Below are 25,352 nucleotides of genomic sequence, written 5' to 3' on the forward strand. Positions count from 1 at the left end.
GCATAAAAAAACGCCAGCGATCGCTGGCGTTGTTTTTGCTCGTGAAGAGCGGCTCGAAGCGGCAGGATTCAGCCCAGCAGCTTGGCCCAGCTTTCAACCACGTCACCGCCCCACTTGGCTTTCCACTCTTTCAGGGTCTTGTGGTTGCCACCTTTGGTTTCGATGACTTCACCGTTGTGCGGGTTTTTGTATTGCTTAACTTTGCGAGCGCGTTTGGTGCCGGTAGTTTTGACGGCGCCACGGGGGGCTTTGCCCGACTTGGCTTCTGGATCCAACAGGGCAATGATGTCGCGCAGGGACTTGGAATATTCGCCCATCAGAGTGCGCAATTTGCCTTCGAATTCCAGTTCTTTTTGCAGTTTGTCGTCCTGGGACAGATTTTTCAGGCGCTCTTGCAGCTCTTTGATAGCTTCTTCAGTAGCGCGGTATTCATTGATCAAGGACATGGGGACTACCTTATGTAGGACGCTGATGACAAGGAGACAGTGTGGCAATAGTAATCAGACAGTTTCATCAAGTAAACATTTAAGCCGGCTTTTATTTAATTAATTAGTGCCGTGCCACAAAAAAGGGGATTGCAGTTAAATACTGTGAGAGGCTCTTCACATCTGTTCACATTTATAGCAAGCAGTCCCGGGCCAGCCTCAGCGCTGCCGGCATGAGGCTAGAGAGGCCCGGCGCGTCATCGATACTGCAGTTTTGCTGCGCAATGGCTAGAATAGCCGCCTTTGCGAAGTTCTGGAGTTTCCCTAATGCGCACTTTTCGGCTGGTGATCGCTTGCCCGGACCGCGTCGGTATCGTTGCTAAAGTCAGTAACTTTCTGGCGTCCCATAACGGCTGGATCACTGAAGCAAGCCATCATTCGGACAATCAGAGCGGTTGGTTCTTCATGCGTCATGAGATCCGTGCCGACTCGCTGCCCTTCGGCATCGAAGCCTTTCGCGAGGCCTTTGCACCGATTGCCGAAGAGTTCTCGATGGACTGGCGCATCACCGACACTGCGCAGAAAAAACGCGTGGTGCTGATGGCCAGCCGTGAGTCCCATTGCCTGGCTGACCTGTTGCATCGCTGGCACAGCGATGAGCTCGACTGCGACATCGCCTGTGTCATTTCCAACCATGACGATCTGCGCAGCATGGTGGAGTGGCACGGCATCCCGTACTACCACGTACCGGTCAATCCGCAGGACAAGCAACCGGCGTTCGCCGAAGTCTCGCGGCTGGTCAAGCAGCACGACGCCGAGGTGGTGGTGCTGGCTCGCTACATGCAGATCCTGCCGCCGTCCCTGTGCAGCGAATATGCCCACAAGGTCATCAATATCCATCACAGTTTCCTGCCATCGTTCGTCGGGGCCAAGCCGTACCACCAGGCCTCGATGCGCGGCGTGAAGCTGATTGGCGCCACCTGCCACTACGTGACCGAAGAGCTGGACGCCGGCCCGATCATCGAGCAGGACGTGGTGCGCGTCAGCCACAGCGACAGCATCGAAGACATGGTGCGCTTCGGCCGTGATGTGGAGAAAATGGTGCTGGCCCGAGGCTTGCGCTATCACCTCGAGGACCGGGTGCTGGTGCACGGCAACAAGACCGTGGTGTTCTGAATCCAAAGGCCTGCACGAGTAATCGCCAGGCCTTTTTTCATAAGGTTGCCCTGATGACCGATCCATTGGACAAAGCCACCTCCAGGGCGCCAGCGACCCTGGGTGAGGGCTGCCTGAGCCGCTACGATCCCGAGGAGTTGGGCCCGGAGGATGGCACGGAATTTCCCGATGCCGCCCAGCTGTGGGAGCAACTGCACCCGCAGGACACTCCCGAAGCCTTCTAGACTCGTCTCAAGACTTTTCGTACAGAGCCTGGGCCCTGGGCCGTCTGGCTCAGGCCTGCCGCAGCCTCATCAGTTTCTTGATCAGCGGCCGCCCCACCATCAGGAAGAACACCGGCCCGCCGGCGACCAGATAGAAGTAGTAAGTCACCGCTCGCCAGATCAGGATGGCCGCCGCCGCTGTGGATTTGCCCACCATGGGGGCCAGCAGCGCCGCCGAGGTCAGCTCTGCCGCCCCGGCGCCGCCGGGCAGCAGGCTGAATTGCCCCGCGCTCAAGGACAGCATCTGGATCAGGAAGCTCCATGCCCATTGCAGGTCCGCCCCCAGCCCTTTCAATGCCAGGTACAGGACGCTGTAGCGCAGCCCCCAGTGCAGGCAGGTCAGGCCGAAGACCTGAAGGAGCGTTTGTCGCGGCAACTTCAGGGTGTCGGTAAACGCCGCGAGAAAATTCAGGATCTTGCGTCCCCAACGTCGACGGGTATGCGCCTTGACCCGCAGGTGGCGCAGCAATCGGGCACCCAGCAGGATCAGCCGACGATGGTAGCGAGCTACCAGGACACAGCCGAACAGCCCGCCAAGCAGGGAGATCGCACTCAACGCCAGCATCCATTCCATGCGCTGGCTGAGGTTCTGGAACAGGGCGTACAGCAGGATGCCCACCAAGGCGCAGAGAAAGAACAGCAGGTCGCTCAACTGATCCATGGCAAACACCGCGCTGGCATGGGCCGGACGCACGCCGTTGCGTGCCAGCAAGGCCATCAATGTCAGCGGCCCGCCACTGCCGCCAGGCGTTGCGCACATGGCGAACTCGGTGGACATCACCACGCCAATGCTGTTCAGCCCGCCCAGGCGGGCACGGTGTTCACCCAGCAGCAGACGCAGGCGCAGGGCGTTCAGGCACCAGCAAAGCCCGATCATGCCGAGCATGGCCAGCAGCAGCGACAAGGGGAAACGCTGCACCCGCGACCACATCTCCCCGCCGCCCACCAGCAACGGCACCAGCAATGCCGTGACGAGCGCGGCGCCCAGCCAGATCAACTTTTTCATGCGGCGCTGCTGACCCGCAGCCCTTGGGTCGCCAGCCAGCCAGCCTTGGTCATCGGCACGCGACCCTCGTCGAGCAGGCGTTGCAAGGTCCGCAGCCAGTAATCCCGGGAGTAGCCGTGGCGCATGTCCACCGGATGCAGGCCCAGGCGGATCACCGGCGCCTGGCGCCAGCGCTGTTCCCGTTGATCGCTGACGATCTTCGACAACCCTCGGCGCCAGGCGCTGCGGGCACTCCAGACCAGTCCAGGGGCGTCGATGGCCGAAAAGTCCGGCAAGCGGTAGAGATGACGGGTATCGCTGGTGTAGCTCAGGGGCAACTGGCGCAGGGCCTGGCGGGTGCCTTCGCTCATCAGCCAGGCCGGGGCGACAAAACCTTCCAGGGGCCATTGATGACGTTCGAAGAGCTCGATGCCGGCTCGCAGCCGGGCAAGGGCCGCCTCCTCGGACAATTGGTAGAACTCGCCTTCATGGGTATAGACCCGGCGCATGAACCAGTCCTTGGGATGAAGGGCCGGCGGTCCGTCGTCGCAATGGTAGTAACCGTGCAGCACCAGTTCGTCGCCGCGCTCGACCCGTCTGTCGAGCAGGCGCCTGAACGCTGGATGATGGTCCAGGGCATTGGTGTGATGGAAATCCGGCACCACCAGCCAGGTCATCGGCACCTGGCCGAGGGCGTCGACGGCTTCGACGAAGGGTTTGTAATCGGGCCAGGTTTGCGGCGCCACGTCGTGCAGGACCAGCAGCAGGCTGGGAGTTTGATTCATGGACACAACCTCGCCTCAGCCATTGGCCAGCAACGGCATCTGCTCGCCCAGCACGGCGTAGTAATGCCCCAGCAAGCTATCGACCACGCAATCCCAGGCGTAGTGACGCTCCACATGACGCCGCGCCAGCGCGCCGCGGCGCTGGCAGCCTTCGCTGAAAAGCTGCCGTACGGCATTGGCCATCGCTTGTGGATTGTTGGGCATGCACAGCAGGCCACAGTCTTCGTGGACGATTTCGGTGAAGGCCCCGGCCGCTACCGCCACGACCGGGATACCGCTGGCCATGGCTTCGAGGATCACCAGGCCGAAGGTCTCCTGGTCGCCGGCATGGAGCAGGGCATCGGCGCTGGCCATCAGCCGTGCCACCTGCGGCGCCGGGCAGAACTCATCGATGACGGTGACGTTCTCCGGCACGGCGGCGGGCATCGATGAGCCCACCAGCAATAGGTGGTAGCGCTCGCCCAGGCGCTTCATGCACTTGAGCAGCACCGGCAGGTTCTTTTCCTTGGAACCGCGGCCGGCGAAGATCAACAGGCGGGCGTCTTCGGCAATCCCCAGTTCGGCGCGCAGTTCCGGGTCCCTGGCGGCGGGGTTGAAGGTTTGCAGGTCGACCCCCAGGGGTTGCACGAAGACATTCCTGACACCCAGGCCGGTCAGCTTGTCGGCCATGACCTGGCTGGGCGCCAGGACCCGGTCGAAATTGCCATACAACTTGCTGACATAGGCTTCGATATTGGGGGTGAACCAGTTGCCCATGCGGTTGCTCACCAGCAGAGGCAGGTCGGAGTGATAGAAGCCGATGACGGGCACGTCCAGCTGGCGCCGCGCATCCAGGGCGGCCCAGGCGGTGAGGTAGGGGTCGCCGACCTCGATCAGGTCCGGTTGCAGATCGCGCAGCGCATTGCGCCAGGGCGCCAGGCGAAGGGGAAAGCGGTAGCCCTTGCCAAAAGGGAGAGGAGGGGCCGGTACCTTGTAGATCCCGTCCTGCTCGCTCAAGTGCGCACCGGGTATCAACAGGCTGTGGCGAATTCCGGGCCGGTTCGCCAGCCGCCGGTGCTTGGCATCCAGGTAAGTGCGCACGCCGCCGCTGGCGGGGGCGTAGAACATGGTTATGTCCGCTATATGCACGATGAACATCCCTCCGGTCTGAGTTCTCCTGTGTTGACCTTTATGAAGAATAGATGTTCGGTTGGGGTTGTGTGGTGGATGGCGTGTCTTGGCTGTTGCTTGTGTGACAGGCCCCCTTTGCGAGCCTGCTCGCAAAGGGGGGCGTACAGGCGCTAGTGGTCGTTCGGCTAACCGTACCGGCCACTAGATGCGGAAACTGCCCACCAATTGCTTGAGCCGCGACGCCTGCCGCTCCAGGTCGGAACAGGCCCGCAAGGTGGCTTGCAGGTTTTCCACGCCTTCCTGGTTCAGGGTGTTGATCTCGTTGATGTCCACGTTGATGGATTCCACCACGGCGGTCTGTTCCTCCGTGGCCGTGGCCACCGACTGGTTCATGCCGTCGATCTCGCCAATGCGTTGGGTCACGCTGTTCAGGCGCTCGCCGGCCAGGTTGGCGATTTCCACGCTTTCCTGGCTATGACGCTGGCTGTCGTTCATGGTGGTGACCGAGTCCCGGGCACCGACCTGCAGTTCCTCGATCATGGTCTGTACCTGCTGCGCCGATTCCTGGGTGCGATGGGCCAGGTTGCGCACTTCATCGGCCACCACGGCGAACCCGCGCCCGGCCTCGCCGGCCCGGGCGGCCTCGATGGCCGCGTTCAGGGCGAGCAGGTTGGTCTGCTGGGAGATACTGGTGATCACTTCCAGGATCTGCCCGATGTTCACGGTCTTGCTGTTGAGCGTTTCGACGTTGGTACTCGAAGCGCTCAACAGGTCGGACAAGCGATTCATCGCGGCAATGCTGCGCTCCACCACTTGCTGGCCGTCCTCGGCCAGGCCACGGGCGTCGCTGGCCTGGTGGGACGCCTGGGCAGCGTTGCGGGCGATTTCCTGGGCGGCGGCGCCCAATTGGTTGATGGCCGCGGCGACGCTGTTGGTGCGGCTGGATTGCTCGTCGGAATTGACCATCGACGAATTCGATGCGCTCACCACCCGCAGGGCGACTTCGTTGACATGCTCGGTGGCGGAGGACACTTCGCGGATCGAACCATGGATCCGCTCCACGAAACGGTTGAACGCGGTGCCCAGGATGCCGAATTCATCCTGGTTGTGGATCGCCAGGCGCTTGGTCAGGTCGCCTTCGCCGTCGGCGATGTCTTCCATGGCCCGGGTCATGACGTGCAATGGCTGGATCAGCAGGCGGATCAGCATGCTCAGCAGCGCGATGATGAACACCACGGCGATGACCGTCGCCACCACGGCCGAGGTACGGAAATCGCTGAGCATGGAATAGGCCATGTCCTTGTCCACCGATACCCCGACATACCAGTTCACCGACGGCAGGCCCTTGATGGGGGTGAAGGTGACGATGCGCGTGTGGCCATCCACTTCGACTTCGCTGATCCGGTCGCTGATCGCCGGGGTGTTTTTCGGGAAGGCCTCGGCCAGGGTCTTCATGACCAGGTTCTTGTCGGGGTGCACCAGGATCTTGCCATCGGCGCTGACCAGGTAGGCGTAGCCCATGCCGTCGAAGTCCACGGTCTTGAGGTTGTCCACGATGGCCTGCAGGCTGAGGTCGCCTCCTACCACGCCGACACTTTGCCCGCCGTTGCGGGAGGCGCTGGCGATGGAAATGATCAGCCCGCCGCTGGCGGCATCGATATAGGGTTCGGTCAGCGTCGAGGTGCTGCTGCTCTGGGCGCCTTTGTACCAGGGCCGCACGCGAGGGTCGAAACCTTCGGGCATCTTCGCATCGGGGCGAATGACGAAACTGCCCTGGGCATCGCCCAGGTAGGACGCCATGAAGGTAGAGGTCAGGGCTTTCTGCTCCAGCAGGCGGGCGACGCTGGCCGGGTCCGGGGTGCCGGCGATGTTCTGGGCCAGGTTCTCGATGAGCAGGATCCGGCCGCTCAGCCAGGTCTGGATATTGCTCGCGGTGACATCGCTCATCTCATGCAGGTAGCTGTCGAGGTCGTCGCGAATGGCGTTGCGTTGCAAGTAATCGTTATAGGCCGTGAACGAAGCGAAGGCAGCCATCACGATAAGGGCGGCGGCAATCAGGATCTTGTGGCTGAAACGCAGGGTTTTATTCATGGAGTAGGGTCCGCTAAGGTCTTAATGCTCTGAGCGTGCTTTGATATAAGCGAGCAAAATGGCGTCATCTTGAAAAAAAGACGATATTTCCAACTTTCCCTAGGGAATTATCCGACCTTGTTTTCAGTCTGGTCTGTCGCTTTATTTATCGGCCATACAAGGCCAAGGATTAATCACAGGTGACCAAATGCCTGACTCATCGCAACTCGTAATCGGGGCCGACCTTGCCGGCCAGCCCATCGCCCAGGCCATGCGTCTGGCCAACCGTCACGGCTTGGTCGCAGGCGCCACCGGCACTGGCAAGACGGTCACCTTGCAACGCCTGGCCGAAGCGTTCAGCGATGCCGGGGTCGCGGTGTTCGCCGCGGACATCAAGGGCGACCTGTGCGGCCTCGGTGCCGCCGGCATGCCCCAGGGCAAGATTGCCGAGCGCATTGCCGGGATGCCGTGGCTCGAGCATAAGCCCCAGGCGTATCCGGTGACCTTGTGGGACATCCATGGCCAGTCCGGTCATCCGTTGCGTACCACCCTGAGCGAAATGGGGCCGTTGTTGCTCGGCAGCCTGCTGGAGCTGACGGACAGCCAGCAATCGGCGTTGTACGCGGCGTTCAAGGTAGCCGACCGTGAAGGCCTGTTGCTGCTGGATCTCAAGGACCTCAAGGCACTGCTCAATCACCTCAAGGACAACCCCGAACTGCTGGGGGACGATGCGGCCCTGATGACCACCGGTTCCAGCCAGGCACTGCTGCGGCGCCTGTCGACGCTGGAGCAGCAGGGCGCGGATGCGTTGTTCGGCGAGCCGGCCTTGCAACTCGAGGACATCCTGCAACCGGGCAGCGATGGCCGTGGCCGCATCCATCTGCTGGACGCCAGTCGCCTGGTACACGAAGCCCCCAAGGTCTACGCCACATTCCTGCTGTGGCTGCTGGCCGAGCTGTTCGAGCAACTGCCCGAGCGCGGCGACGCGGACAAGCCGCTGCTGGCCCTGTTCTTCGATGAAGCGCACCTGCTGTTCGCCGGCACGCCCAAGGCGCTGCAGGAACGATTGGAACAGGTGGTGCGGCTGATCCGTTCCAAGGGCGTGGGGGTGTACTTCGTGACCCAGTCGCCGGGGGACTTGCCGGACGACGTACTGGCGCAGTTGGGGTTGCGTATCCAGCATGGCCTGCGGGCCTTTACCGCCAAGGAGCAGAAATCCCTGCGGGCGGTGGCGGACGGTTTCCGGCCGAACCCGCAATTCGATGCCCTGACGGTGCTCACCGAACTGGGTATCGGTGAAGCGCTGGTGGGCACCTTGCAGGAGAAAGGCACGCCGGAAATGGTGCGGCGTGTGTTGGTGGCGCCGCCGCAGTCGCGTATCGGACCGTTGACGGAAGCCGAACGCGCCAGCCTGATCGCCGCTTCACCCTTGCAGGGGCGCTACGACAAGCCCATCGACCGCGAGTCGGCCTACGAGGTGCTGATGGGACGCAAGGGGCTTGAACCGCAGGTCCAGGAGGTTCCAGGCAAGCCGGCGACTGAACAGCCGAGCTTCACCGAACAGGCCGGGGAATTTCTCGGCACCGCGGCCGGCCAGGCGTTGAAGTCGGCGATGCGCCAGGCGGCCAACCAGTTGGGACGGCAATTGGTGCGCGGGTTGATGGGGTCGCTGCTGGGGGGCAGTAAGCGCCGCTAGCCGGGGGACCGAGTCGTCGCCATCACGAGCAGGCTCGTTCCCACAAGAGGTTGCGTGCCTGGGATGCAACGCGATCGCTGTGGGGACGAGCCTGCTCGCGATGGCGATGCAACAGGCAACGGCAATCTCAGGGCTTGGTCCTGGCATGCGCCGCCAACCGCTCCAGCGCGGCACGCAGCTTGGGATCGCTGATGCCGTCCGCCGTGGCCTGGATCGTCGCGGCTGCATCGCTGGACAGGTCCAGCGTATGCCCCTTGGCGATGGCCTGTACCGTGGGTGGCTGGACCTTGAACAGTACCCGCGTCAGGCCGGCAAACTCCTCGAATGCCTGCAATTGGCGCAGCAGGCGCTTTTGCTGGTAGCGCAGGCGCGTGGCCCAGTGGCCGTCGGTGACGATCAGCAGCAGGCAGCCTTCGCGCCAGGACGCCACATGGCAATGTTCCCGTGCGGCCGGCTGCAACTGGCTGTCCAGCAGCCGCTGCAGGTGACCCAGGCGCCTGGCGTGGCCAAAGATGGCTTTCAGCGGCTTGGCTTCGCGCAGCAGAACGGCGGGAGCCTTGGCTGGAAGAGGGCGAAAGGCCATGGATGCAATTACCGCAAATGACAGAGGCGCCATGGTAGCAGAAAGCGTGCGCCGCGCCGCGACCCTGTCGCCCGAGGCCCCCTTCAGGCACAAACCCTGGTAACTTCTGCGTTTTTCGGGTTGAACTTCGCGTAAAAGCCCTTATTTTAGGAAGCCCCGTCACAGCGCTGTGCCAGCATCGTGGAATAACGCCACTTTCCTCACCATCGTTTCCGGGTAGAATGCTCGTTCGCATGCGGCCATGAGGGCTGCACGGGCGACTCACGGGGCCGCCCTCCATCCCTTTAGTGTGGAAGATCCTGCCGATATGTTTGCGCCTTTGTTAAAGAAACTCTTTGGAAGCAAGAACGAGCGTGAAGTCAAGCGCATGCTCAAGACGGTACAGATCGTCAATGCCTTCGAAGAGCAGATGGTGGCCCTTTCGGACGATCAGTTACGCGCCAAGACTGCCGAATTCAAGGACCGCATCGCCAAGGGGGAAACCCTCGACCAGCTCCTGCCCGAAGCCTTCGCGGTCGCTCGCGAAGCCGGCAAGCGGGTCATGGGCATGCGTCACTTCGACGTCCAGTTGATTGGCGGCATGACCTTGCACGAAGGCAAGATCGCCGAAATGCGCACCGGCGAGGGCAAGACCCTCGTGGCGACCCTGGCGGTCTACCTCAACGCGCTGTCCGGCAAGGGCGTGCATGTGGTGACGGTCAACGACTACCTGGCCCGCCGCGACGCCAACTGGATGCGCCCGCTCTATGAGTTCCTCGGGCTGAGCGTCGGCGTGGTCACGCCGTTCCAGCCGCCGGAAGAGAAGCGCGCCGCCTACGCCGCCGATATCACCTACGGCACCAACAACGAATTCGGTTTCGACTACCTGCGCGACAACATGGCGTTCAGCCTGGATGAAAAATTCCAGCGTGAACTCAATTTCGCCGTGATCGACGAAGTCGACTCCATCCTCATCGACGAAGCCCGTACGCCCCTGATCATTTCCGGCCAGGCCGAGGACAGCTCGAAGCTGTATACCGAGATCAACAAACTGATCCCGCAGCTCAAGTTGCACGTCGAGGAAGTCGAGGGCGAAGTGACCCAGGCCGGTCACTACACGGTCGACGAGAAGACCCGCCAGGTCGAACTCAACGAAGCCGGTCACCAGTTCATCGAGGAAATGCTCACCCGTGTCGGCCTGCTGGCCGAAGGCGAGAGCCTGTACTCGGCCCATAACCTGGGCCTGCTGACCCACGTCTACGCCGGCCTGCGTGCCCACAAGCTGTTCCATCGCAACGTCGAATACATCGTCCAGGACGGCCAGGTCGTGCTGGTGGACGAGCACACCGGCCGTACCATGCCGGGCCGTCGCTTGTCCGAGGGCCTGCACCAGGCCATCGAAGCCAAGGAAGGCCTGAACATCCAGGCCGAGAGCCAGACGCTGGCCTCGACCACCTTCCAGAACTATTTCCGCTTGTACAACAAGCTGTCCGGCATGACCGGTACCGCCGACACCGAGGCGTTCGAGTTCCATCAGATCTACGGCCTGCAAGTGGTGGTGATCCCGACCAACAAGCCCCTGGCACGTAAAGACTACAACGACCTGGTGTTCCTGACCGCCGAGGAGAAATACGCGGCGATCATCAATGACATCAAGGAAGGCATGGCCCAGGGCCGTCCGATCCTGGTGGGTACCGCCACCATCGAGACTTCCGAGCACATGTCTGCCTTGTTGACCAAGGAAGGCATCGAGCACAAGGTCCTCAACGCCAAGTTCCACGAGAAGGAAGCCGAGATCATCGCCCAGGCCGGTCGCCCGGGGGCGCTGACCATCGCCACCAACATGGCCGGCCGAGGTACCGACATCCTGCTGGGCGGCAACTGGGAAGTGGAAGTGGCTTCCCTGGAAAACCCGACCCCCGAGCAGATCGCGCAGATCAAGGCCGACTGGCAGAAGCGTCACCAGCAGGTGCTGGAGTCCGGTGGCCTGCAGGTGATCGCCTCCGAGCGTCACGAGTCGCGCCGTATCGACAACCAGCTGCGTGGTCGTGCCGGCCGCCAGGGCGACGCCGGTTCCAGCCGTTTCTACCTGTCGCTGGAAGACAGCCTGATGCGCATCTTCGCCTCCGACCGGGTGAAGAACTTCATGAAAGCCTTGGGCATGCAACCCGGCGAGGCGATCGAGCACCGCATGGTGACCAATGCCATCGAGAAAGCGCAGCGCAAGGTCGAAGGCCGCAACTTCGATATCCGCAAGCAACTGCTGGAGTTCGACGACGTCAACAACGAACAGCGTAAAGTGATCTATCACATGCGCAACAGCTTGTTGGCGGCCGACGACATCGGTGAAACCATCGCCGATTTCCGCCAGGAAGTGCTCAACGCCACCGTCAGTGCTCACATTCCACCGCAGTCGTTGCCCGAGCAGTGGGACATCGCCGGCCTCGAAGCGGCCCTGCGCAGCGACTTCGGCGTGTCGCTGCCGATCCAGCAGTGGCTCGACGAAGACGACCACCTGTACGAAGAGACCCTGCGCGAGAAACTGCTGGCCGAACTGATCGCCGCGTACAACGAGAAGGAAGACCAAGCGGGCGCCGAAGCACTGCGTTCCTTCGAGAAGCAGATCGTGCTGCGGGTGCTGGACGATCTCTGGAAAGATCACCTGTCCACCATGGATCACCTGCGTCACGGTATCCACCTGCGTGGTTATGCCCAGAAGAACCCCAAGCAGGAGTACAAGCGCGAGTCCTACACGCTGTTCTCCGAACTGCTGGATTCCATCAAGCGCGATTCGATCCGTGTGCTGTCCCACGTCCAGGTTCGCCGCGAAGACCCGGCCGAGGAAGAGGCCCGTCTGCGTCAGGAAGCCGAGGCTCTGGCCGCGCGCATGCAGTTCGAGCATGCCGAGGCACCGGGACTGGGCGCGACCCAGGCCCATGAAGAAGGTGTCGACGTGGACGTCGCGGTAGCGACCGCGCCGGTACGCAACGAGCAGAAACTGGGCCGTAACGAGCTGTGCTACTGCGGTTCGGGCAAGAAATACAAGCATTGCCACGGGCAGATCCAGTAACCCCGTCTCAACGCTGAACCACCCGCGCCGCGACTCACCATCGCGGCGTTTTGCCATTTGATCCATCGCTCCGCTGGGGGCGGTGCTGATTTACATTTTTTAAGGAGCGCATTCATGGCTGTTGGTCTTGGTCCGTTGCCAACGTTGCACCCGGTCGCCGGTTTCGAACTCGGTATCGCCTCGGCGGGCATCAAGCGTCCGGGGCGCAAGGACGTGGTAGTCATGCGTTGCGCCGAAGGCTCGACGGTGGCCGGCGTCTTCACCCTCAACGCCTTCTGTGCCGCTCCGGTCATCCTGGCCAGGCAGCGCGTGCAAGGGCCGGTGCGTTATCTGTTGACCAATACCGGTAACGCCAACGCCGGTACCGGCGCGCCAGGCCTGGCCGCCGCCGAGCGTACCTGCGCCAGGCTCGCCGAACTGACCGGCGTCGACGCTGCCCAGGTGCTGCCGTACTCCACCGGTGTGATCGGCGAGCCGCTGCCGGTAGAGAAAATCGAAGGCGCGTTGCAGGCGGCCCTCGATGACCTGTCGGAAAACAACTGGGCTGCCGCCGCCACCGGCATCATGACCACCGACACCCTGCCCAAGGGTGCGAGCCGCCAGTTCCAGCACGATGGCGTGACCGTTACCGTCACGGGCATCAGCAAGGGGGCGGGCATGATCCGCCCGAACATGGCGACCATGCTCGGCTACATCGCCACCGACGCCAAGGTGTCCCGCCAGGTACTGCAGGACCTGATGCTCGATGGCGCCAACAAGTCGTTCAACCGCATCACCATCGACGGTGATACCTCCACCAACGACTGCTGCATGCTGATCGCCACCGGCAAGGCCAACCTGCCAGAAATCACCGAAGCCAGCGGCCCACTGTTCACGGCCCTGAAGCAGGCCGTGTTCGAGGTATGCATGGAAGTGGCCCAGGCCATCGTGCGCGACGGTGAAGGCGCGACCAAGTTCGTGACCGTACAGGTCAACGGCGGTGGCAACCACCAGGAATGCCTGGACGTCGGCTACACCGTGGCGCATTCGCCGCTGATCAAGACTGCGCTGTTCGCCTCCGACCCGAACTGGGGCCGGATCCTCGCGGCTGTCGGGCGTGCCGGCGTGCCGGACCTGGACGTGAGCAAGATCGACGTGTTCCTGGGTGACGTCTGCATCGCCAGCCAGGGTGCCCGTGCCGCCACCTACACCGAGGCCCAGGGGGCGGCGGTGATGCAGCAGGAAGAAATCACCATCCGTATCGAACTGGGACGTGGCGAGTGCAGTGAAACCATCTGGACCACCGACCTGTCCCACGAATACGTGAAGATCAACGCCGAATATCGGACCTGACAAGGGCTGGGGTCGAGCCGCTCCTGCCGCGAGTGGCTCGCTCCCGCCGTCGAGGCGATCTTCGTGCTTGCGAGAGCGGCATGGCAGATAGCAAGAAGCCGCTGGTCTGTGGTCCATGTCCAGGGCATCCACCAATGGCCGGCACTGTAAAGTCGCATCCCGCCGGCCAAGAGGAAACAGTACGGTGAAACGAATCCACGTCGCCGCGGCCGTCATTCGAGACGCCGCCGGCAAAATCCTGATCGCCCGCCGGGCCGATACCCAGCACCAGGGTGGCCTGTGGGAGTTTCCCGGAGGCAAGGTCGAGGCTGATGAGTCTGTCGAAGCGGCCCTGGCCCGGGAACTTCACGAAGAGCTGGGCATTGTCGTCGGTGCCGCCCGGCCCTTGATCAAGGTGCGCCACGACTACCCGGACAAGCAGGTTCTGCTGGATGTCTGGGAGGTTTCGGCGTTTACCGGCGAGCCCCATGGCGCCGAGGGGCAGCCGTTGGCCTGGGTCACGGCCCGCGAGTTGTCGGATTACGAGTTTCCGGCGGCCAATCAGCCGATCGTCGCGGCGGCGCGTCTGCCGGGCGAATACCTGATCACGCCCGAAGGCCTCGAAACACCGGCCTTGCTGCGCGGCATGCAGAAGGCTATCGCCGGCGGGATGAGGTTGCTCCAGCTACGCGCCCCCAATGGCTATGACCCGCAATACCGCGACCTGGCGGTGGATGCGGCGGGGCTGTGCGCCGGCAAGGCCCAACTGATGCTCAAGGGGCCGTTCGAATGGCTGGGGGATTTCCCTTCCGCTGGCTGGCACATCACTGCCGCACAGTTGCGCAAGCATGCGGCGGCGGGTCGACCGTTCGGCAAGGACCGCTGGCTGGCGGCCTCCTGTCATAACGCCGAGGAGTTGTCCCTGGCGCAGCAGATGGACGTGGATTTTGTGACGCTCTCGCCTGTTCGACCGACCCAGACCCATCCCGAGGCCCAGCCATTGGGATGGGAAGAGGCCGCGCGGTTGATCGAGGGCTTCGACCGGCCGGTTTATCTTTTGGGTGGGGTCGGCCCTGGCGAACGGCAACAAGCCTGGGCAGCCGGGGCGCAGGGTGTGGCGGGGATCCGGGCGTTCTGGCCTGGGACATGATTCTGTGGTGTGGCTGCTGACGCCATCGCGAGCAAGCTCGCGATGGCGGCCTCAAGAACGATTCAGCCCCCAGGCTTGGCCGCCGCCTCCCAAAGCACTTCGGCAACCCCCTGGCGCCGGGCGATCACCCTGGCTGCCACGAACAACAGGTCCGATAACCGATTGATGTAGGCCAGCCCTGGCCCGGTCAACGGTTCCACGGCGTTCAAATGCTGGCAGCGACGCTCGGCACTACGTGCCAGGCTGCGGCAGACATGGGCCTGGGCCACCAGGGTCGAGCCACCGGGCAGGATGAAGTTCTCCAGCGGCCCCAATTCCTCATTCCATTCGTCGATCGCGGCTTCCAGTCGCTGGATTTGCGCAATGTTCAGGGCCTGGTAGGCCGGCATGGCCAGTTCACCGCCCAGGTCGAACAAGCGGTGCTGACAAGGCGCTAGTACCTCGATCACCCCTGCCAGCTGCGGGTGTCGCGAGGTTTCAGCAGCGAGACCGGCCAGCAATAAACCCAACTGGCTGTTGAGCGTATCCACTTCGCCGATGGCCTCGATCCGTGGATGGTCCTTGGCCACGCGGCGACCGTCTCCCAGCCCGGTTTCACCCTTGTCGCCGGTGCGGGTGTAAATCTTCGACAGGCGAAAGCCCATGTTCAACGCTCCAATTGCTTGTTTTCCTGCGGCGCCATCGAAGCGCCCGCCAAAGGCAGGCGCAGGGTGAAGCAAGTGCCCTGGCCTGGCGCCGACTGCACTTCCATCTGGCCCTTGTGGTTGTTGGTGATGATGAAATACGACACGGACAGGCCCAGGCCTGTGCCCTGGCCGACTTCCTTGGTGGTGAAGAAGGGCTCGAAGGTACGTTTGCGTACGTTTTCGCTCATGCCGATCCCGTTGTCCTCGACCTGGATTTCCGCCCAGGGCGGATTGAGCCGGGTGCGCAGGATGATGCGCCCCGGTTCGCTGTTGTCCTGGCGTTGGTGGATCGCTTGGGCAGCATTCTTCAACAGGTTGAGCAGTACCTGTTCGAGTTCGTTGGCGGTGCCGGGTACCGGGCCCAGGTTGGGGTCGAACTGGCGGATGATCGCCTGGCCCTTGAAGTCGAAGCCGATTGCCAGGTCGAAGTCGTTACCGGCGATCTCCACCGCCTGGTCGATCAGCGCCGGCAGGTCGCAGGGTGCCATCTGCCGGGTGCTGCGCCGGCTGAAACTGAGCATGTGGGTGACGATCTTCGCCGCCCGGGCGCCGGCCTGCTGGATGCCGTCCAGCAGCTGCGGGATATCCCGCCCTTCGAGGTAGCGGTTGACCACCTGCAGCTCGATACCCAGTTGTTCGGCCTGTTCGAGATTCTTGGGCAGTTCCGGCGACAGGCGCCGGCGAATGTTCTGCACGTTGTGCAGGATCGCCCCCAGGGGGTTGTTGATCTCATGGGCCATGCCAGCGGCGAGGCCGCCAACGGAGAGCATTTTTTCCGATTGCACCATCATCTCTTCCAGCGACAGGCGCTGGGTGATGTCATCGATCCGGATCACCACTCCTCGCCCGGCGCCACCCATCAGCGGGTAGAAGGTCAGGGCGTAATGCCGTGCTTCATCGTCCTTGGTCCAGGTGACGCGTTCGATCTTGGCAACCGTATGCTGTTCGACCGTCTGCTTGAGTTGCGGCAGGTAGGGCTTGAGGGGCTCGAAGGCGAGGAAGATCGGCTGGTTCAGGGCTTCGTCCAGCCGGGTCCCGGAGAGGGCGCTGGCCTCCTGGTTCCATTGGGTCACGTAAAGTTGTTCGTCCAGGGCGATCAGTGCCGACGGCATGGAGTCGATGATGCTGTTGAGGTAGTTCTGGAAGCCCGTGAGCTTTTTCTCGATCTTGCTGCGTACCTGGACTTCCAGCTCCAGCTTGCGATTGGTGTGCCGGGTTTCTTCCGCCAGGCCCTGGGCCTGGTCATAGGCGGCCTGGGAGTCGTCCCGGGCGCGCTTGAGTTGCTGCTCCCGGGCCTCGATGCGTGACAGCATGGTGTTGAACGCTTCGGCCAGGCTGCCGATTTCATCGTGGTTGCCCCGGGCGGCCCGCAGGGAGTAGTTCTCCTCGCGAGTGACCTGGCGCGACAGTTCTTCGAGCTGATGAATCGGCTGGGTGATCAGGCGCTTGATCTGTTGGGCGATGACGAGCCACAGCAACACGCTGAAAATCAGGATGCCGAGGCTTGCCGTCAGAGTGCCGGTGTAGAACGCGGTGGGCAGTTCGCTGCTGGCGACCAGTAGCAGGTGTCCCGGGGACTGGCCGGGGCGGGGCAGGGTGATGACCTGGTTGCTGCGGAATTCGCCAGCCTGCCAGGCCTGCATGGTGCGGAAATGGTCTGGCAGCTTGAGCTTCTCGCCCTGCTGCAACTGCGCCAGGCGCTCGCCATCGCCGTCATACAGGGCCGCCGCTCGCAGGGGCGCATAATTGTTGAGCTCATCGAGCAGGCGCCTGGCGTTTTGCGGCGATTTCAGGGCATCGGAGATCAGGCTCGGGTTGGCGATCAGCCGGCCGATGGTCTGCAGAGCCTGGGGGGCCATGCTCTCCTGGGAAATGTAGTAGGCGGCACTGATAAAGGTCAGGTTGGCCACCAGCAGGACGGTGGTCAATAACACCAACAGGGCGGCCAGCAGCTTCTGGCCGACCGGCAGGTTTTCAAGGCGCTGGCGCAATGGCATCAGACTCGTCGCAAAAAGGGAACACGAGGCCAGCGTAGCCGCTGCTCAGTCGCTGGGCAATCCGAGGTTGTCCAGGTAAGCGATCAGCCGCTGGCGCAGTTGCTCCAGGTGCGGGACTGCCAGCTCATGGCGTTGGGCGACCTTGCAGGCATGGCCGAGCAGGTAGCTGATTTCGGTGCGACGCCGATGGGCTACGTCCTGGTGCATGGAGGAGTAGTTGGCGGCGGTGGCCTGGATCACCCGTTCGACTTCCGAATGCAGATCCTCGGCAGCGGTCGGCTGTCCGCAGCGTTCGAGCAGATCGGTGAGTTCCGCGCACAGGGTCGCGACTTCGCAGCGATGGTCCTGCAAGCCGCCATTGCTGCATTGATGCAGTACGGTGAGCGGGTTGATCGCACAGTTGAGCGCCAGTTTGCGCCAGAGCCGGGTGAGGATGTCGGCGCTCCATTCGTGGGGAATGCCGGCGGCGCTCAGGTCATCCAGCCAGATCGGCGCCACGGGGTGGGCGGGGTCGCCCAGCCACGTATAGCCGTGACCGGCGAACACCACGCGCCAATCGCCGTCGCGAAAGGCGCCCTCGGTGCTGGAGGCGCTGATGCAGCGGGCCTGGGGAACGCGGTTCGCCACCGCATCCTGGCTACCGAGGCCGTTCTGCAGCAGGATCAGCTCCGAGTCGGCGCCGAGGCGCCGGGCCACCGAGGCCACGGCCGCCTCTGCGTCATAGGCCTTGCAGGCCAGCAACAGGCGTTTGATCGGTTCGGGACTGTTCGCCGTTTCGCCCGCCACCTTGTAGCACTGCGACTGGCCCTGTTCCATCAGCGTCAGGCCGCCGGCAGCCTGGTATGCCTGCAACCGTTCTTCGTTGCGCAGGATCAGTCGCACCGGCAGGCCGGCCCGGGCCAGGCGCGTCGCCCATAATGTGCCGAGACTGCCGGCCCCCAGGACATGCCAGGTGGTGGACATCAGTTTTTCACTCGGTTTGGCGCAGGCATCTTGGGGGCTCGCGGTATGGGGTGGAAAGACTCGTTATAATGAGCGCGATTTTAACCACAAGCCAAGCGCGCGCCTTCGTTACTGGCGCGTCTTTTTTATTGGAGAACACTACATGCCGTCATTCGACGTGGTATCCGAACTCGACAAACATGAAGTCACCAACGCGGTTGAAAATGCCGTCAAGGAACTCGACCGTCGTTATGACCTCAAGGGCAAGGGCAGCTTCGAGTTCAAGGAAAAGGAACTGACCGTCAACCTTACCGCCGAAGCCGACTTCCAGCTCGAGGCGATGATCGAGATCCTCAAGCTTGCGCTGGTCAAGCGCAAGATCGATGTGCAGTGCCTGGAGGTCAAGGACGCCTACGCTTCGGGCAAGCTGATGAAGCAGGAGGCCGTGCTCAAGGAAGGCATCGACAAGGAGCTGGCGAAGAAGATTGTCGCCCATATCAAGGACGCCAAGCTCAAGGTGCAGGCCGCCATCCAGGGCGAGCAGGTGCGCGTGACCGGCAAGAAGCGTGACGACTTGCAGGAAGCCATCGCGGCCCTGCGCGCCAAGTCATTCGACATGCCGCTGCAATTCAACAACTTCCGCGACTGATATCAGGTTGTTCGCATGACGGTGGCGAGGGCGCTTGTCCCCTCGCCACGAACGGGAAAAAGGAGAACACGATGGACTTGAACGCAGAAGTGGACCACTTGATCAAGGCTTCCCAGGCCTGGATTCCGATGATCATGGAGTACGGCAGCCGCGTGCTGCTGGCGATCGTGACCCTGGCCATAGGCTGGTGGCTGATCAACAAGGTCACGCAGAAACTCGGTGCGCTGCTGGCCCTGCGTAATGCTGACCTGGCACTGCAGGGGTTCATCAGTACCCTGGCGAACATCATCCTGAAGATACTGCTGGCCATCAGCGTCGCTTCGATGATCGGTGTGGAAACCACCTCGTTCGTCGCCGCCATCGGTGCCGCGAGCCTGGCGATTGGCCTGGCATTGCAGGGCAGCCTGGCGAACTTCGCCGGTGGCGTGCTGATCCTGCTGTTCCGTCCGTTTCGCATTGGCGACTGGATCGAGGCCCAGGGCGTCGCCGGTACGGTCGACAGCATCCAGATCTTCCACACCGTGCTGCGTACCGGTGACAACAAGACGGTGATCGTGCCCAACGGCAACCTGTCTAACGGCATCATCACCAACACCAACCGTCAGCCGACCCGCAAGGTCGTGTTCGATGTCGGCGTGGACTACCAGGCTGATCTGCAAAAGGCTCGGGAAGTATTGCTGGAGCTGGCCAAGGATGAACGCGTGCTGAGCGATCCGGCGCCTGAAGCGGTGATTTCCACCCTGGGCGACAGTTCCATCACCGTGTCGTTGCGCATTTGGGTCAAGACCGCGGACTACTGGAACGTGATGTTCATGCTCAATGAGCAGGCCCGGGATCGTCTGAAGGATGCGGGCATCGATATTCCGTTCCCACAGCGGGTGATCCGGGTGGTTCAGGAAGGCGCGCAGGCGTAGATTTTCCTGAAGGTAGGCTGGCTTGCCAACGATGCTTCCGTTTGAGTGACTCGTTGGTAAGTGCCTTGGATATAAGCAATAAAAAAGGCCCATCCGAAGATGGGCCTCTTTTTTGATTACCGCGAACAGACTTTCGGCAATTACAGAACCGAAATCGGGTAGTCGACGATCAGGCGGAACTCTTTGATATCGCCTTCACCTTCGTCGGCGTTGGCGTGGTGCCAGGCTTGACGAACGCGGAAGGAGAGATCCTTGGCTGGGCCAGACTGAACAACGTACTTGGCTTCCAGGTTGGTTTCGTTGTGCTTGCCGTCTTCGCCATACAGACCAGCGTAGGCGCTGCCAGTTGGAGTGTTGGTGCCGTCGATGTCCCAGCCTTTCACGTAACGGGTCATGAAGCTCAGACCAGGAACGCCATACTCGGCCATCTTCAGGTCGTAACGGATCTGGGCAGATTTCTCGTTAGGACCGTTGAAGTCGGAGTACTGGATGGAGTTGGCGAGGAAGATCGAGTCGCCGCCGCGGTTGTTGGTACCCACGCCGATGTAGTCGAACGGAGTATCACCGTTGATCTTCTGGAAGGCGACCGTAACGGTGTGTGCTTTCAGGAACGAGTAAGCAGCAGCCAGGGAGAAGGCGGTGTTGCTGATGTCGCCGGCTTTGGCGCTACCTGCGTCGGTGGTGCGGTAGATGTTACCGTCCAGGTTCAGGGACTGATCGCCACCCATTGGAATGGTGTAGTTCAGGTTACCGTAGTACTGGTTCCAGATGTCTTCCAGCTTGGCGCCGTAGACCGATGCGCTCAGGTTGTCAGTGAACGCGTATTTGCCACCAGCGTAGTCGATGGTGTTGGCTTCGACGCCAGCGTAGGTCGCCCACAGGCCGCCGTCGCGAGCGTTACGGTCCTGGCTGGTGCCCGAATAGAAGTGACCGGCTTCGAGGTCAAGATTCTTGACTTCGCTGCTCTGCAGTTGGAAACCGCTGGCAGTTTGAGGCAGGACGCGGGAGCCGCCAATTGCAAACACTGGAGCAGTGCTTGGCTGCATGTCGCCGACTTTCAGCTCGGTTTTGGAAACACGGAACTTGATGGCCGCGCCGGCTTTACCTTGGCTGTCGTTGACTTCGCCATCGGCGTCGCGGCTCATGTTGCCTGTGCCGCCAGTACCGTCGCCGCCGTCCAGCTTGAGTGCCAGGTAACCGAAGGCATCAACGCCGACACCTACAGTACCCTGGGTGTAACCGGAGCTGAAGTTGCCCCAGATACCTTGGGTCCAGTCTTTCTGATCGGTTGCACCATCTTTCCGATCGCGGTTGAAGTAATAGTTGCGCAGCAGTAAATCGAGCTTGGCGTCTTCAACAAAGCCCTTGGCTTCAGCCTGGTCACTTACGAACGGTGCGGCCGTAGCCATTTGTGTACTGGCTGCTGCAGCAACGGCCAGTGCGATCATGCTCCACTTCATCACGCGCATCGTGATTTGCTCCTTTGGTTTTAGAAGAGTACTGCCGTCCCACCTGTTTTTTTATCTGGGCGGCTCTTTCTTTTTTGTGTCGGCGCAAACTTATATCACGCTGACCCTATTGGCGATACTTGCCCATTCAACCTTGCAGCTTCTTTACGACCATGTCGCCAATGGCTCGATCCATGTCGCAATGAGGCTGTTCCGACGCAATCGGACTTGCAACTTGAATGCTGCTTATTTTTTTTCAGCGTCGGTGTAAAGAGTCCTTTATTACTGCGCCTGAAGCTCCCTGAGGGCAACCTTGCCACTTTATTTATAGGCCTGCAGGTTTCGCGTCCGGCGGTGCCCTGTAGGCGATGTCAGAATGAATGCAACAAGCATGCACAAATTCGAATTTTCGTTCACGTTTTTTTCACATTCTGCCTTCGGGTGCGGTGAAACCTCATGAAACCGGGCTCCAAAGGCCTTGTTTTAAATAGGGTTGACTGTCGGGGCGCTCTCGTGTTTGAAGCATGGAAATGCCGCGAGACAACCAAAAACGTTACCGGTTCACCCTGTCGAGTGAGTAAATCCCGGATGTTACGTGCTCTGAGCGTAGACGCATTGTGCGGTTTTGGTGCAAAAAACTTCGAGAAAAACACTGGGGCCTGATCTACCGCCGTTTTCCGACGCGCTCCTCCTGCCCGTTTCTGTATTCGGGTGCGCTGTGTTGGTGCGAACAGTTCCGGCTCGGGGTCGATCTGCTCTGAAAAAAGACGTGGGCGTCCAACTATGGATGTCACGCCGTGAACGTTCAGTCATTCGCGAGTATGCTGCCGGTCTATGTCCGAGTCATGCCCCTGGATGGTTTGAACCGGCTGTTTTCATCACGAACGAGGAGTACCGCAGTGTTTGCCTTAGATCCACGACTGCAACAAGACACGTTGCCCATTGGCGATTTCCCACTGTGTCGGCTGCTCTTGTCCAACGATTCGAATTACCCGTGGTTCATCCTCGTGCCGCGACGGGAAAATATCAGTGAATTGTTTCAGTTGGATGACACGGATCAACATCGGTTATGGAAAGAGACCACGATGCTGGCTGAGGTCCTCAAGGATTGCTTTGATGCCGATAAACTGAATGTCGCGACCCTGGGTAATGTCGTCAGTCAATTGCATATGCATGTCATCGTGCGCAAACAGGACGATGCGGCCTGGCCGGCACCGGTCTGGGGCAAACACCCGGCCCGGCCCTATACTGCAGAACAGGTAATGGCTATTCGTGAGCGCTTGCGGGTAGCCTTGACCGATGATTTCAAGTTTATGGAGGGCTGAACCATGAATCTTGAAGAGCGTGTGACCGATCTGGAAACGCGCCTGGCGTTTCAGGATGACACCATCCAGGCATTGAACGATGTGTTGGTGGAGCAGCAGCGGGTGGTCGAGCGGCTGCAGTTGCAAATGGCGGCCTTGCTCAAGCGACAGGAGGAAATGGCCGGGCAATTCGAGTCCGTCGAAGAAGAGGCGCCGCCTCCCCACTATTGATACGCCCGTACGGCAGGCCATAAAAAAACCGCGAGCAGCCTGGCTGCATCGCGGTTTTTTTACGCTGAAGTCAGCGGCGCGGTAGCGCTGCGATCACATCTTCGGCCTGCAGGCCCTTGTCGCGGTGCATCACGGAGAACTCCACCCGCTGGCCTTCGACCAGTACACGGTGGCCTTCGCCACGAATGGCTCGGAAGTGCACGAAGATATCATCGCCGGAGTCGCGGGAGATGAAGCCGAACCCCTTGGAGGTGTTGAACCATTTCACCGTGCCGGTATCACGGTTGGACATGTCGTAGTTCTGCGGTGCCGCGGCCGGCGAGGACCTCTTGTTGTAGAAGCTGACGGCCAGGTGCAGGGCTACGGCGAGCAGCGCAGCGGTCAGGCTGAACAGAACGGCCGGATGACCGGCGATTTCCGGCAGGGGAGCCAGCAGGCTGAGGGTTTGCAGGGCAACGGCCAGGACCAGCAGTGCGCTGACCAGGTTTTGCAGTTGATGACGTGGACCTTTGTGCCAGTAAGGGATGACAGGCGCGAGGATCAGGTTGAGCAGGCCGAAAAAGGCCAGGTACAGCGCATCGGGATGTTGCAGGTAAGGTGTGGCTTCGGAACCCAGGCTAGGGATGAAGGACAGCAGCAGGGCAGCTGCGCCCATTAGCAAGTGGACGATTTTCAACATTTTGATTGGCTCACGGTTAAGACAGATCACAAGGAAGAGCTGCTCGAGGACGGTTCGCTTCGGAACGATGAGAGGCGTTGGACACGTACTCGAATCAGCCTATGCGCCACGCCCGGAAAATAAGCGTAGCGACACACTGTCTATTTAACAGTAAAGCCCGGGCCTTCTCAAACGGGTTACGGGCGAGTGCCGCGCTGTTCGTCGGCGGGAAAACCGGGCGGGTCCTTGAAGGTCTTCACCAAAGGGCGTTGAATTTCCTGGCGCCCTGCCTTGTCAGTTCAGGGAGTGCAGGCGATTTGTCGCAGGGTGCGAGCGGTAACACCCGCTAGAGTGAAAGGACCGCCGTTGAATTCATCACCGTCAGGAGACCCACCAACATGGCAATAGATATCGGTATCAGTGAAGAAGATCGCAAGTCCATCGTCGATGGGCTGTCACGTCTGCTGTCGGACACCTATGTGTTGTACCTCAAGACCCACAATTTCCACTGGAATGTCACCGGTCCCATGTTCCGGACCCTGCACCTGATGTTCGAGGAGCAGTACAACGAGCTGGCGCTCGCGGTGGATCTGATCGCCGAGCGCATCCGTGCCCTTGGCTTTCCCGCGCCGGGTGCCTACTCGGTGTATGCGCGCCTGTCCTCCATCAAGGAGGAAGAGGGTGTGCCCAGTGCCGAGGACATGATCCGGCAACTGGTGGATGGCCAGGAGGCGGTGACACGCACGGCGCGTGGTATTTTCCCGCTGCTGGACAAGGTCAGCGACGAGCCCACCGCCGATCTGCTGACCCAGCGCATGCAGGTGCACGAAAAGACCGCCTGGATGCTGCGTTCACTGCTGGACGAACGGTAAGGCCGGGGCGGGCGGTGATGTGTTGCCCGACATCGCCGTCCGTTTGGGGTTACCGTTGCTGCTCTTTGTATCGGCCTTTTCGATCAGTCCACAGGCTTCCTCTGGGATAACCCATCGTGTGTAGGACGGCGTAATTCGTCGCCGGCTTGCTGTTGGCTTGTCCTACGTTGATGGTCAAAAAGTCATCTGGATCTGGGCACCCCCGTTGAGCTTCCATGGGGTCACAGATTGGTTGTCCTGACTGAGAGGTTCGTATGGCAAAGGAGTGTCAACGGTATGATTCAAGGAAAAGAAGCCAGGGAGGGTGCGCAGGGGCGCTATCAGGTCATCCCCGTGGACCCGTTCGTCAGTGGGTTCGACATGCAGTTGGCCCGGCCCCTGTCCCGCTCCATCCGCCTGAACGGGTTCGCCACCTGCCTGCGGCTGGAACAGGTCTACTGGGACATCCTCGGCGACATGGCGCAGCTCAACAATTGTTCCATCAGCACCCTGTTGTCCCATGTGGACAGGGAGGTGCACCTGCGCCATGGCGGGGTGCGCAACTTCAGCGGGCTGGTGCGTGTGGTCTGCGTGGTGCATAGCCTGAAGGAGGCCGGCATGGAAGTTGTGGAACGCCACTGGCGTGGTACGCCGCGTGGCGGTGATTGAGCTGGACCGCAGGTGGATGCTCCCGGGGTGTTCCCGATTCGTTTGCCCTTTCCGGGAAAACGAGTCGGGAACGGTCCCTACGGCTGCACAGGCAGCATTTAATGGATATAATCCCGCTCTTTGCCGCAAAGCCCAGCTTTTGCGTGAGTAACCTGATCGCCGAGACAACCTCCCATGCCGATGTACGACTATCAATGTGCTTCCTGTGGTCATCAGATGGAAGTCATTCAAAAGATCAGCGAGGCACCGCTGGTCGACTGCCCTGCCTGCCAGGCGCCGGAACTGAAAAAGATGCTGTCCATGCCGGGATTCCGCCTTGGTGGCACAGGCTGGTATGAAACCGACTTCAAGACCGGCGCCAAGAAGAACCTGGCCGGTGGCGACAAAGCTGACTGAGTTG

At 61.3% G+C, this 25,352-nt stretch carries 24 protein-coding genes and 1 pseudogene; 13 read left to right on the forward strand and 12 right to left on the reverse strand.

The window, feature by feature from the left end:
• Positions 1-68: 68 nt before the first annotated feature.
• A complete protein-coding gene (mvaT, locus tag BW992_RS13025; RefSeq protein ID WP_072395207.1) occupies positions 69-446 on the reverse strand; it encodes a histone-like nucleoid-structuring protein MvaT in 378 nt (125 codons plus the stop codon).
• A 306-nt stretch (positions 447-752) separates the two neighbouring features.
• Here mvaT and purU point away from each other — a divergent pair, with 306 nt between their 5' ends.
• Both purU and BW992_RS27065 read left to right on the forward strand, forming a co-directional pair.
• Entirely contained in the window at positions 753-1,601 is an 849-nt protein-coding gene (gene purU, locus BW992_RS13030) for a formyltetrahydrofolate deformylase (RefSeq protein ID WP_039591673.1), read from the forward strand.
• Between the two features lie 53 nt (positions 1,602-1,654).
• Positions 1,655-1,825, forward strand: coding sequence for a hypothetical protein (locus BW992_RS27065; protein ID WP_165887308.1), 171 nt, complete (start codon positions 1,655-1,657; stop codon positions 1,823-1,825).
• A 49-nt stretch (positions 1,826-1,874) separates the two neighbouring features.
• On the opposite strand, the gene BW992_RS13035 is transcribed toward BW992_RS27065, so the two are convergent.
• The 5 genes and pseudogenes from BW992_RS13035 to BW992_RS27515 form a co-directional block, all read right to left on the reverse strand.
• Entirely contained in the window at positions 1,875-2,870 is a 996-nt protein-coding gene (locus BW992_RS13035) for a lysylphosphatidylglycerol synthase transmembrane domain-containing protein (protein WP_072431886.1), read from the reverse strand.
• Positions 2,867-3,634: a DUF2334 domain-containing protein gene (locus BW992_RS13040; protein ID WP_076406373.1), complete on the reverse strand. Its 768-nt coding sequence runs from the start codon at positions 3,632-3,634 to the stop codon at positions 2,867-2,869. The genes BW992_RS13035 and BW992_RS13040 overlap by 4 nt, the downstream gene beginning before the upstream one ends.
• Positions 3,635-3,649: 15 nt before the next feature.
• Positions 3,650-4,771 (reverse strand): glycosyltransferase family 4 protein, encoded by a 1,122-nt coding sequence (locus tag BW992_RS13045; RefSeq protein WP_072395180.1) that lies wholly within the window; start codon positions 4,769-4,771, stop codon positions 3,650-3,652.
• A gap of 174 nt (positions 4,772-4,945) precedes the next feature.
• Positions 4,946-5,710, reverse strand: coding sequence for a methyl-accepting chemotaxis protein (locus tag BW992_RS27510; protein WP_371128599.1), 765 nt, complete (start codon positions 5,708-5,710; stop codon positions 4,946-4,948).
• Between the two features lie 141 nt (positions 5,711-5,851).
• Positions 5,852-6,835: pseudogene (locus tag BW992_RS27515) on the reverse strand (HAMP domain-containing protein); the annotation flags it as partial.
• A 187-nt stretch (positions 6,836-7,022) separates the two neighbouring features.
• On the opposite strand from BW992_RS27515, the gene BW992_RS13055 reads away from it, so the two are divergent.
• Positions 7,023-8,510 carry a helicase HerA-like domain-containing protein gene (locus BW992_RS13055; RefSeq protein WP_072395176.1) on the forward strand — a complete coding sequence of 496 codons (1,488 nt, stop codon included), beginning with the start codon at positions 7,023-7,025 and terminating at the stop codon, positions 8,508-8,510.
• Positions 8,511-8,637: 127 nt separating this feature from the next.
• Here BW992_RS13055 and BW992_RS13060 read toward each other — a convergent pair whose 3' ends face one another.
• Positions 8,638-9,093 carry a DUF721 domain-containing protein gene (locus BW992_RS13060; protein ID WP_072395174.1) on the reverse strand — a complete coding sequence of 152 codons (456 nt, stop codon included), beginning with the start codon at positions 9,091-9,093 and terminating at the stop codon, positions 8,638-8,640.
• Positions 9,094-9,400: 307 nt separating this feature from the next.
• Here BW992_RS13060 and secA point away from each other — a divergent pair, with 307 nt between their 5' ends.
• From secA to BW992_RS13075, 3 genes are all read left to right on the forward strand, one after another.
• Positions 9,401-12,142 (forward strand): preprotein translocase subunit SecA, encoded by a 2,742-nt coding sequence (gene secA / locus BW992_RS13065; protein ID WP_072395172.1) that lies wholly within the window; start codon positions 9,401-9,403, stop codon positions 12,140-12,142.
• Between the two features lie 114 nt (positions 12,143-12,256).
• Positions 12,257-13,474: a bifunctional glutamate N-acetyltransferase/amino-acid acetyltransferase ArgJ gene (gene argJ / locus BW992_RS13070; RefSeq protein ID WP_072395170.1), complete on the forward strand. Its 1,218-nt coding sequence runs from the start codon at positions 12,257-12,259 to the stop codon at positions 13,472-13,474.
• A gap of 184 nt (positions 13,475-13,658) precedes the next feature.
• Positions 13,659-14,603, forward strand: a complete 945-nt coding sequence (locus tag BW992_RS13075) for a Nudix family hydrolase (RefSeq protein WP_072395168.1) — start codon at positions 13,659-13,661, stop codon at positions 14,601-14,603.
• Positions 14,604-14,665: 62 nt separating this feature from the next.
• Here the strand turns inward: BW992_RS13075 and BW992_RS13080 are convergent, their stop codons facing one another.
• The 3 genes from BW992_RS13080 to BW992_RS13090 are packed head-to-tail and all read right to left on the reverse strand — an operon-like array spanning position 14,666 to position 18,249.
• Positions 14,666-15,247 carry a cob(I)yrinic acid a,c-diamide adenosyltransferase gene (locus BW992_RS13080; RefSeq protein ID WP_072395166.1) on the reverse strand — a complete coding sequence of 194 codons (582 nt, stop codon included), beginning with the start codon at positions 15,245-15,247 and terminating at the stop codon, positions 14,666-14,668.
• Positions 15,248-15,249: 2 nt separating this feature from the next.
• Positions 15,250-17,286 (reverse strand): sensor histidine kinase, encoded by a 2,037-nt coding sequence (locus tag BW992_RS13085; RefSeq protein ID WP_072431883.1) that lies wholly within the window; start codon positions 17,284-17,286, stop codon positions 15,250-15,252.
• Positions 17,287-17,331: 45 nt separating this feature from the next.
• Positions 17,332-18,249, reverse strand: coding sequence for a putative 2-dehydropantoate 2-reductase (locus BW992_RS13090; RefSeq protein ID WP_076406376.1), 918 nt, complete (start codon positions 18,247-18,249; stop codon positions 17,332-17,334).
• A 142-nt stretch (positions 18,250-18,391) separates the two neighbouring features.
• Between BW992_RS13090 and BW992_RS13095 the strand changes: the two genes are divergently transcribed.
• Complete coding sequence (locus tag BW992_RS13095; protein WP_072395160.1) at positions 18,392-18,877, forward strand: YajQ family cyclic di-GMP-binding protein; 486 nt, start codon at positions 18,392-18,394, stop codon at positions 18,875-18,877.
• Between the two features lie 71 nt (positions 18,878-18,948).
• Positions 18,949-19,791, forward strand: coding sequence for a mechanosensitive ion channel family protein (locus tag BW992_RS13100; RefSeq protein WP_072395158.1), 843 nt, complete (start codon positions 18,949-18,951; stop codon positions 19,789-19,791).
• Between the two features lie 140 nt (positions 19,792-19,931).
• On the opposite strand, the gene BW992_RS13105 is transcribed toward BW992_RS13100, so the two are convergent.
• On the reverse strand, positions 19,932-21,260 hold the full coding sequence (locus BW992_RS13105) for an OprD family porin (RefSeq protein ID WP_072395156.1): 1,329 nt from the start codon (positions 21,258-21,260) through the stop codon (positions 19,932-19,934).
• 878 nt (positions 21,261-22,138) lie between these two features.
• Here BW992_RS13105 and BW992_RS13110 point away from each other — a divergent pair.
• Both BW992_RS13110 and BW992_RS13115 read left to right on the forward strand, forming a co-directional pair.
• A complete protein-coding gene (locus BW992_RS13110) occupies positions 22,139-22,564 on the forward strand; it encodes an HIT domain-containing protein (RefSeq protein WP_072431895.1) in 426 nt (141 codons plus the stop codon).
• A 3-nt stretch (positions 22,565-22,567) separates the two neighbouring features.
• A complete protein-coding gene (locus tag BW992_RS13115) occupies positions 22,568-22,774 on the forward strand; it encodes a SlyX family protein (protein ID WP_053146960.1) in 207 nt (68 codons plus the stop codon).
• Positions 22,775-22,844: 70 nt separating this feature from the next.
• On the opposite strand, the gene BW992_RS27345 is transcribed toward BW992_RS13115, so the two are convergent.
• Entirely contained in the window at positions 22,845-23,453 is a 609-nt protein-coding gene (locus BW992_RS27345) for a cold-shock protein (RefSeq protein WP_076406378.1), read from the reverse strand.
• A gap of 377 nt (positions 23,454-23,830) precedes the next feature.
• On the opposite strand from BW992_RS27345, the gene BW992_RS13125 reads away from it, so the two are divergent.
• The 3 genes from BW992_RS13125 to BW992_RS13135 all read left to right on the forward strand — a co-directional run bounded on the left by BW992_RS13125 (position 23,831) and on the right by BW992_RS13135 (position 25,348).
• Positions 23,831-24,304 (forward strand): Dps family protein, encoded by a 474-nt coding sequence (locus tag BW992_RS13125; RefSeq protein WP_024776472.1) that lies wholly within the window; start codon positions 23,831-23,833, stop codon positions 24,302-24,304.
• A 276-nt stretch (positions 24,305-24,580) separates the two neighbouring features.
• The gene (locus tag BW992_RS13130; RefSeq protein ID WP_072395152.1) at positions 24,581-24,952 is read left to right on the forward strand and encodes a ribbon-helix-helix domain-containing protein; all 372 of its coding nucleotides are present in this window, start codon (positions 24,581-24,583) and stop codon (positions 24,950-24,952) included.
• Between the two features lie 174 nt (positions 24,953-25,126).
• Positions 25,127-25,348 (forward strand): FmdB family zinc ribbon protein, encoded by a 222-nt coding sequence (locus BW992_RS13135; RefSeq protein WP_042728755.1) that lies wholly within the window; start codon positions 25,127-25,129, stop codon positions 25,346-25,348.
• The last annotated feature ends 4 nt before the right edge of the window (positions 25,349-25,352 follow it).

It is taken from the genome of Pseudomonas sp. 7SR1, assembly GCF_900156465.1.
GTDB lineage: Bacteria > Pseudomonadota > Gammaproteobacteria > Pseudomonadales > Pseudomonadaceae > Aquipseudomonas.

Excerpts from the sequence above, each read along its gene's own strand:
- BW992_RS27065 (WP_165887308.1), top strand. The coding sequence starts at position 1,655 with ATGACCGATCCATTGGACAAAGCCACCTCCAGGGCGCCAGCGACCCTG.
- BW992_RS27510 (WP_371128599.1), bottom strand. The coding sequence starts at position 5,710 with ATGGTCAATTCCGACGAGCAATCCAGCCGCACCAACAGCGTCGCCGCG.
- BW992_RS13090 (WP_076406376.1), bottom strand. The coding sequence starts at position 18,249 with ATGTCCACCACCTGGCATGTCCTGGGGGCCGGCAGTCTCGGCACATTA.
- BW992_RS13060 (WP_072395174.1), bottom strand. The coding sequence starts at position 9,093 with ATGGCCTTTCGCCCTCTTCCAGCCAAGGCTCCCGCCGTTCTGCTGCGC.
- BW992_RS13135 (WP_042728755.1), top strand. The coding sequence starts at position 25,127 with ATGCCGATGTACGACTATCAATGTGCTTCCTGTGGTCATCAGATGGAA.
- BW992_RS13035 (WP_072431886.1), bottom strand. The coding sequence starts at position 2,870 with ATGAAAAAGTTGATCTGGCTGGGCGCCGCGCTCGTCACGGCATTGCTG.
- mvaT (WP_072395207.1), bottom strand. The coding sequence starts at position 446 with ATGTCCTTGATCAATGAATACCGCGCTACTGAAGAAGCTATCAAAGAG.
- purU (WP_039591673.1), top strand. The coding sequence starts at position 753 with ATGCGCACTTTTCGGCTGGTGATCGCTTGCCCGGACCGCGTCGGTATC.
- BW992_RS13085 (WP_072431883.1), bottom strand. The coding sequence starts at position 17,286 with ATGCCATTGCGCCAGCGCCTTGAAAACCTGCCGGTCGGCCAGAAGCTG.
- BW992_RS13080 (WP_072395166.1), bottom strand. The coding sequence starts at position 15,247 with ATGGGCTTTCGCCTGTCGAAGATTTACACCCGCACCGGCGACAAGGGT.
- BW992_RS13130 (WP_072395152.1), top strand. The coding sequence starts at position 24,581 with ATGATTCAAGGAAAAGAAGCCAGGGAGGGTGCGCAGGGGCGCTATCAG.
- BW992_RS13115 (WP_053146960.1), top strand. The coding sequence starts at position 22,568 with ATGAATCTTGAAGAGCGTGTGACCGATCTGGAAACGCGCCTGGCGTTT.
- BW992_RS13095 (WP_072395160.1), top strand. The coding sequence starts at position 18,392 with ATGCCGTCATTCGACGTGGTATCCGAACTCGACAAACATGAAGTCACC.
- BW992_RS13105 (WP_072395156.1), bottom strand. The coding sequence starts at position 21,260 with ATGCGCGTGATGAAGTGGAGCATGATCGCACTGGCCGTTGCTGCAGCA.
- BW992_RS13100 (WP_072395158.1), top strand. The coding sequence starts at position 18,949 with ATGGACTTGAACGCAGAAGTGGACCACTTGATCAAGGCTTCCCAGGCC.
- BW992_RS27345 (WP_076406378.1), bottom strand. The coding sequence starts at position 23,453 with ATGTTGAAAATCGTCCACTTGCTAATGGGCGCAGCTGCCCTGCTGCTG.
- secA (WP_072395172.1), top strand. The coding sequence starts at position 9,401 with ATGTTTGCGCCTTTGTTAAAGAAACTCTTTGGAAGCAAGAACGAGCGT.
- BW992_RS13045 (WP_072395180.1), bottom strand. The coding sequence starts at position 4,771 with ATGTTCATCGTGCATATAGCGGACATAACCATGTTCTACGCCCCCGCC.
- BW992_RS13125 (WP_024776472.1), top strand. The coding sequence starts at position 23,831 with ATGGCAATAGATATCGGTATCAGTGAAGAAGATCGCAAGTCCATCGTC.
- BW992_RS13055 (WP_072395176.1), top strand. The coding sequence starts at position 7,023 with ATGCCTGACTCATCGCAACTCGTAATCGGGGCCGACCTTGCCGGCCAG.
- BW992_RS13040 (WP_076406373.1), bottom strand. The coding sequence starts at position 3,634 with ATGAATCAAACTCCCAGCCTGCTGCTGGTCCTGCACGACGTGGCGCCG.
- argJ (WP_072395170.1), top strand. The coding sequence starts at position 12,257 with ATGGCTGTTGGTCTTGGTCCGTTGCCAACGTTGCACCCGGTCGCCGGT.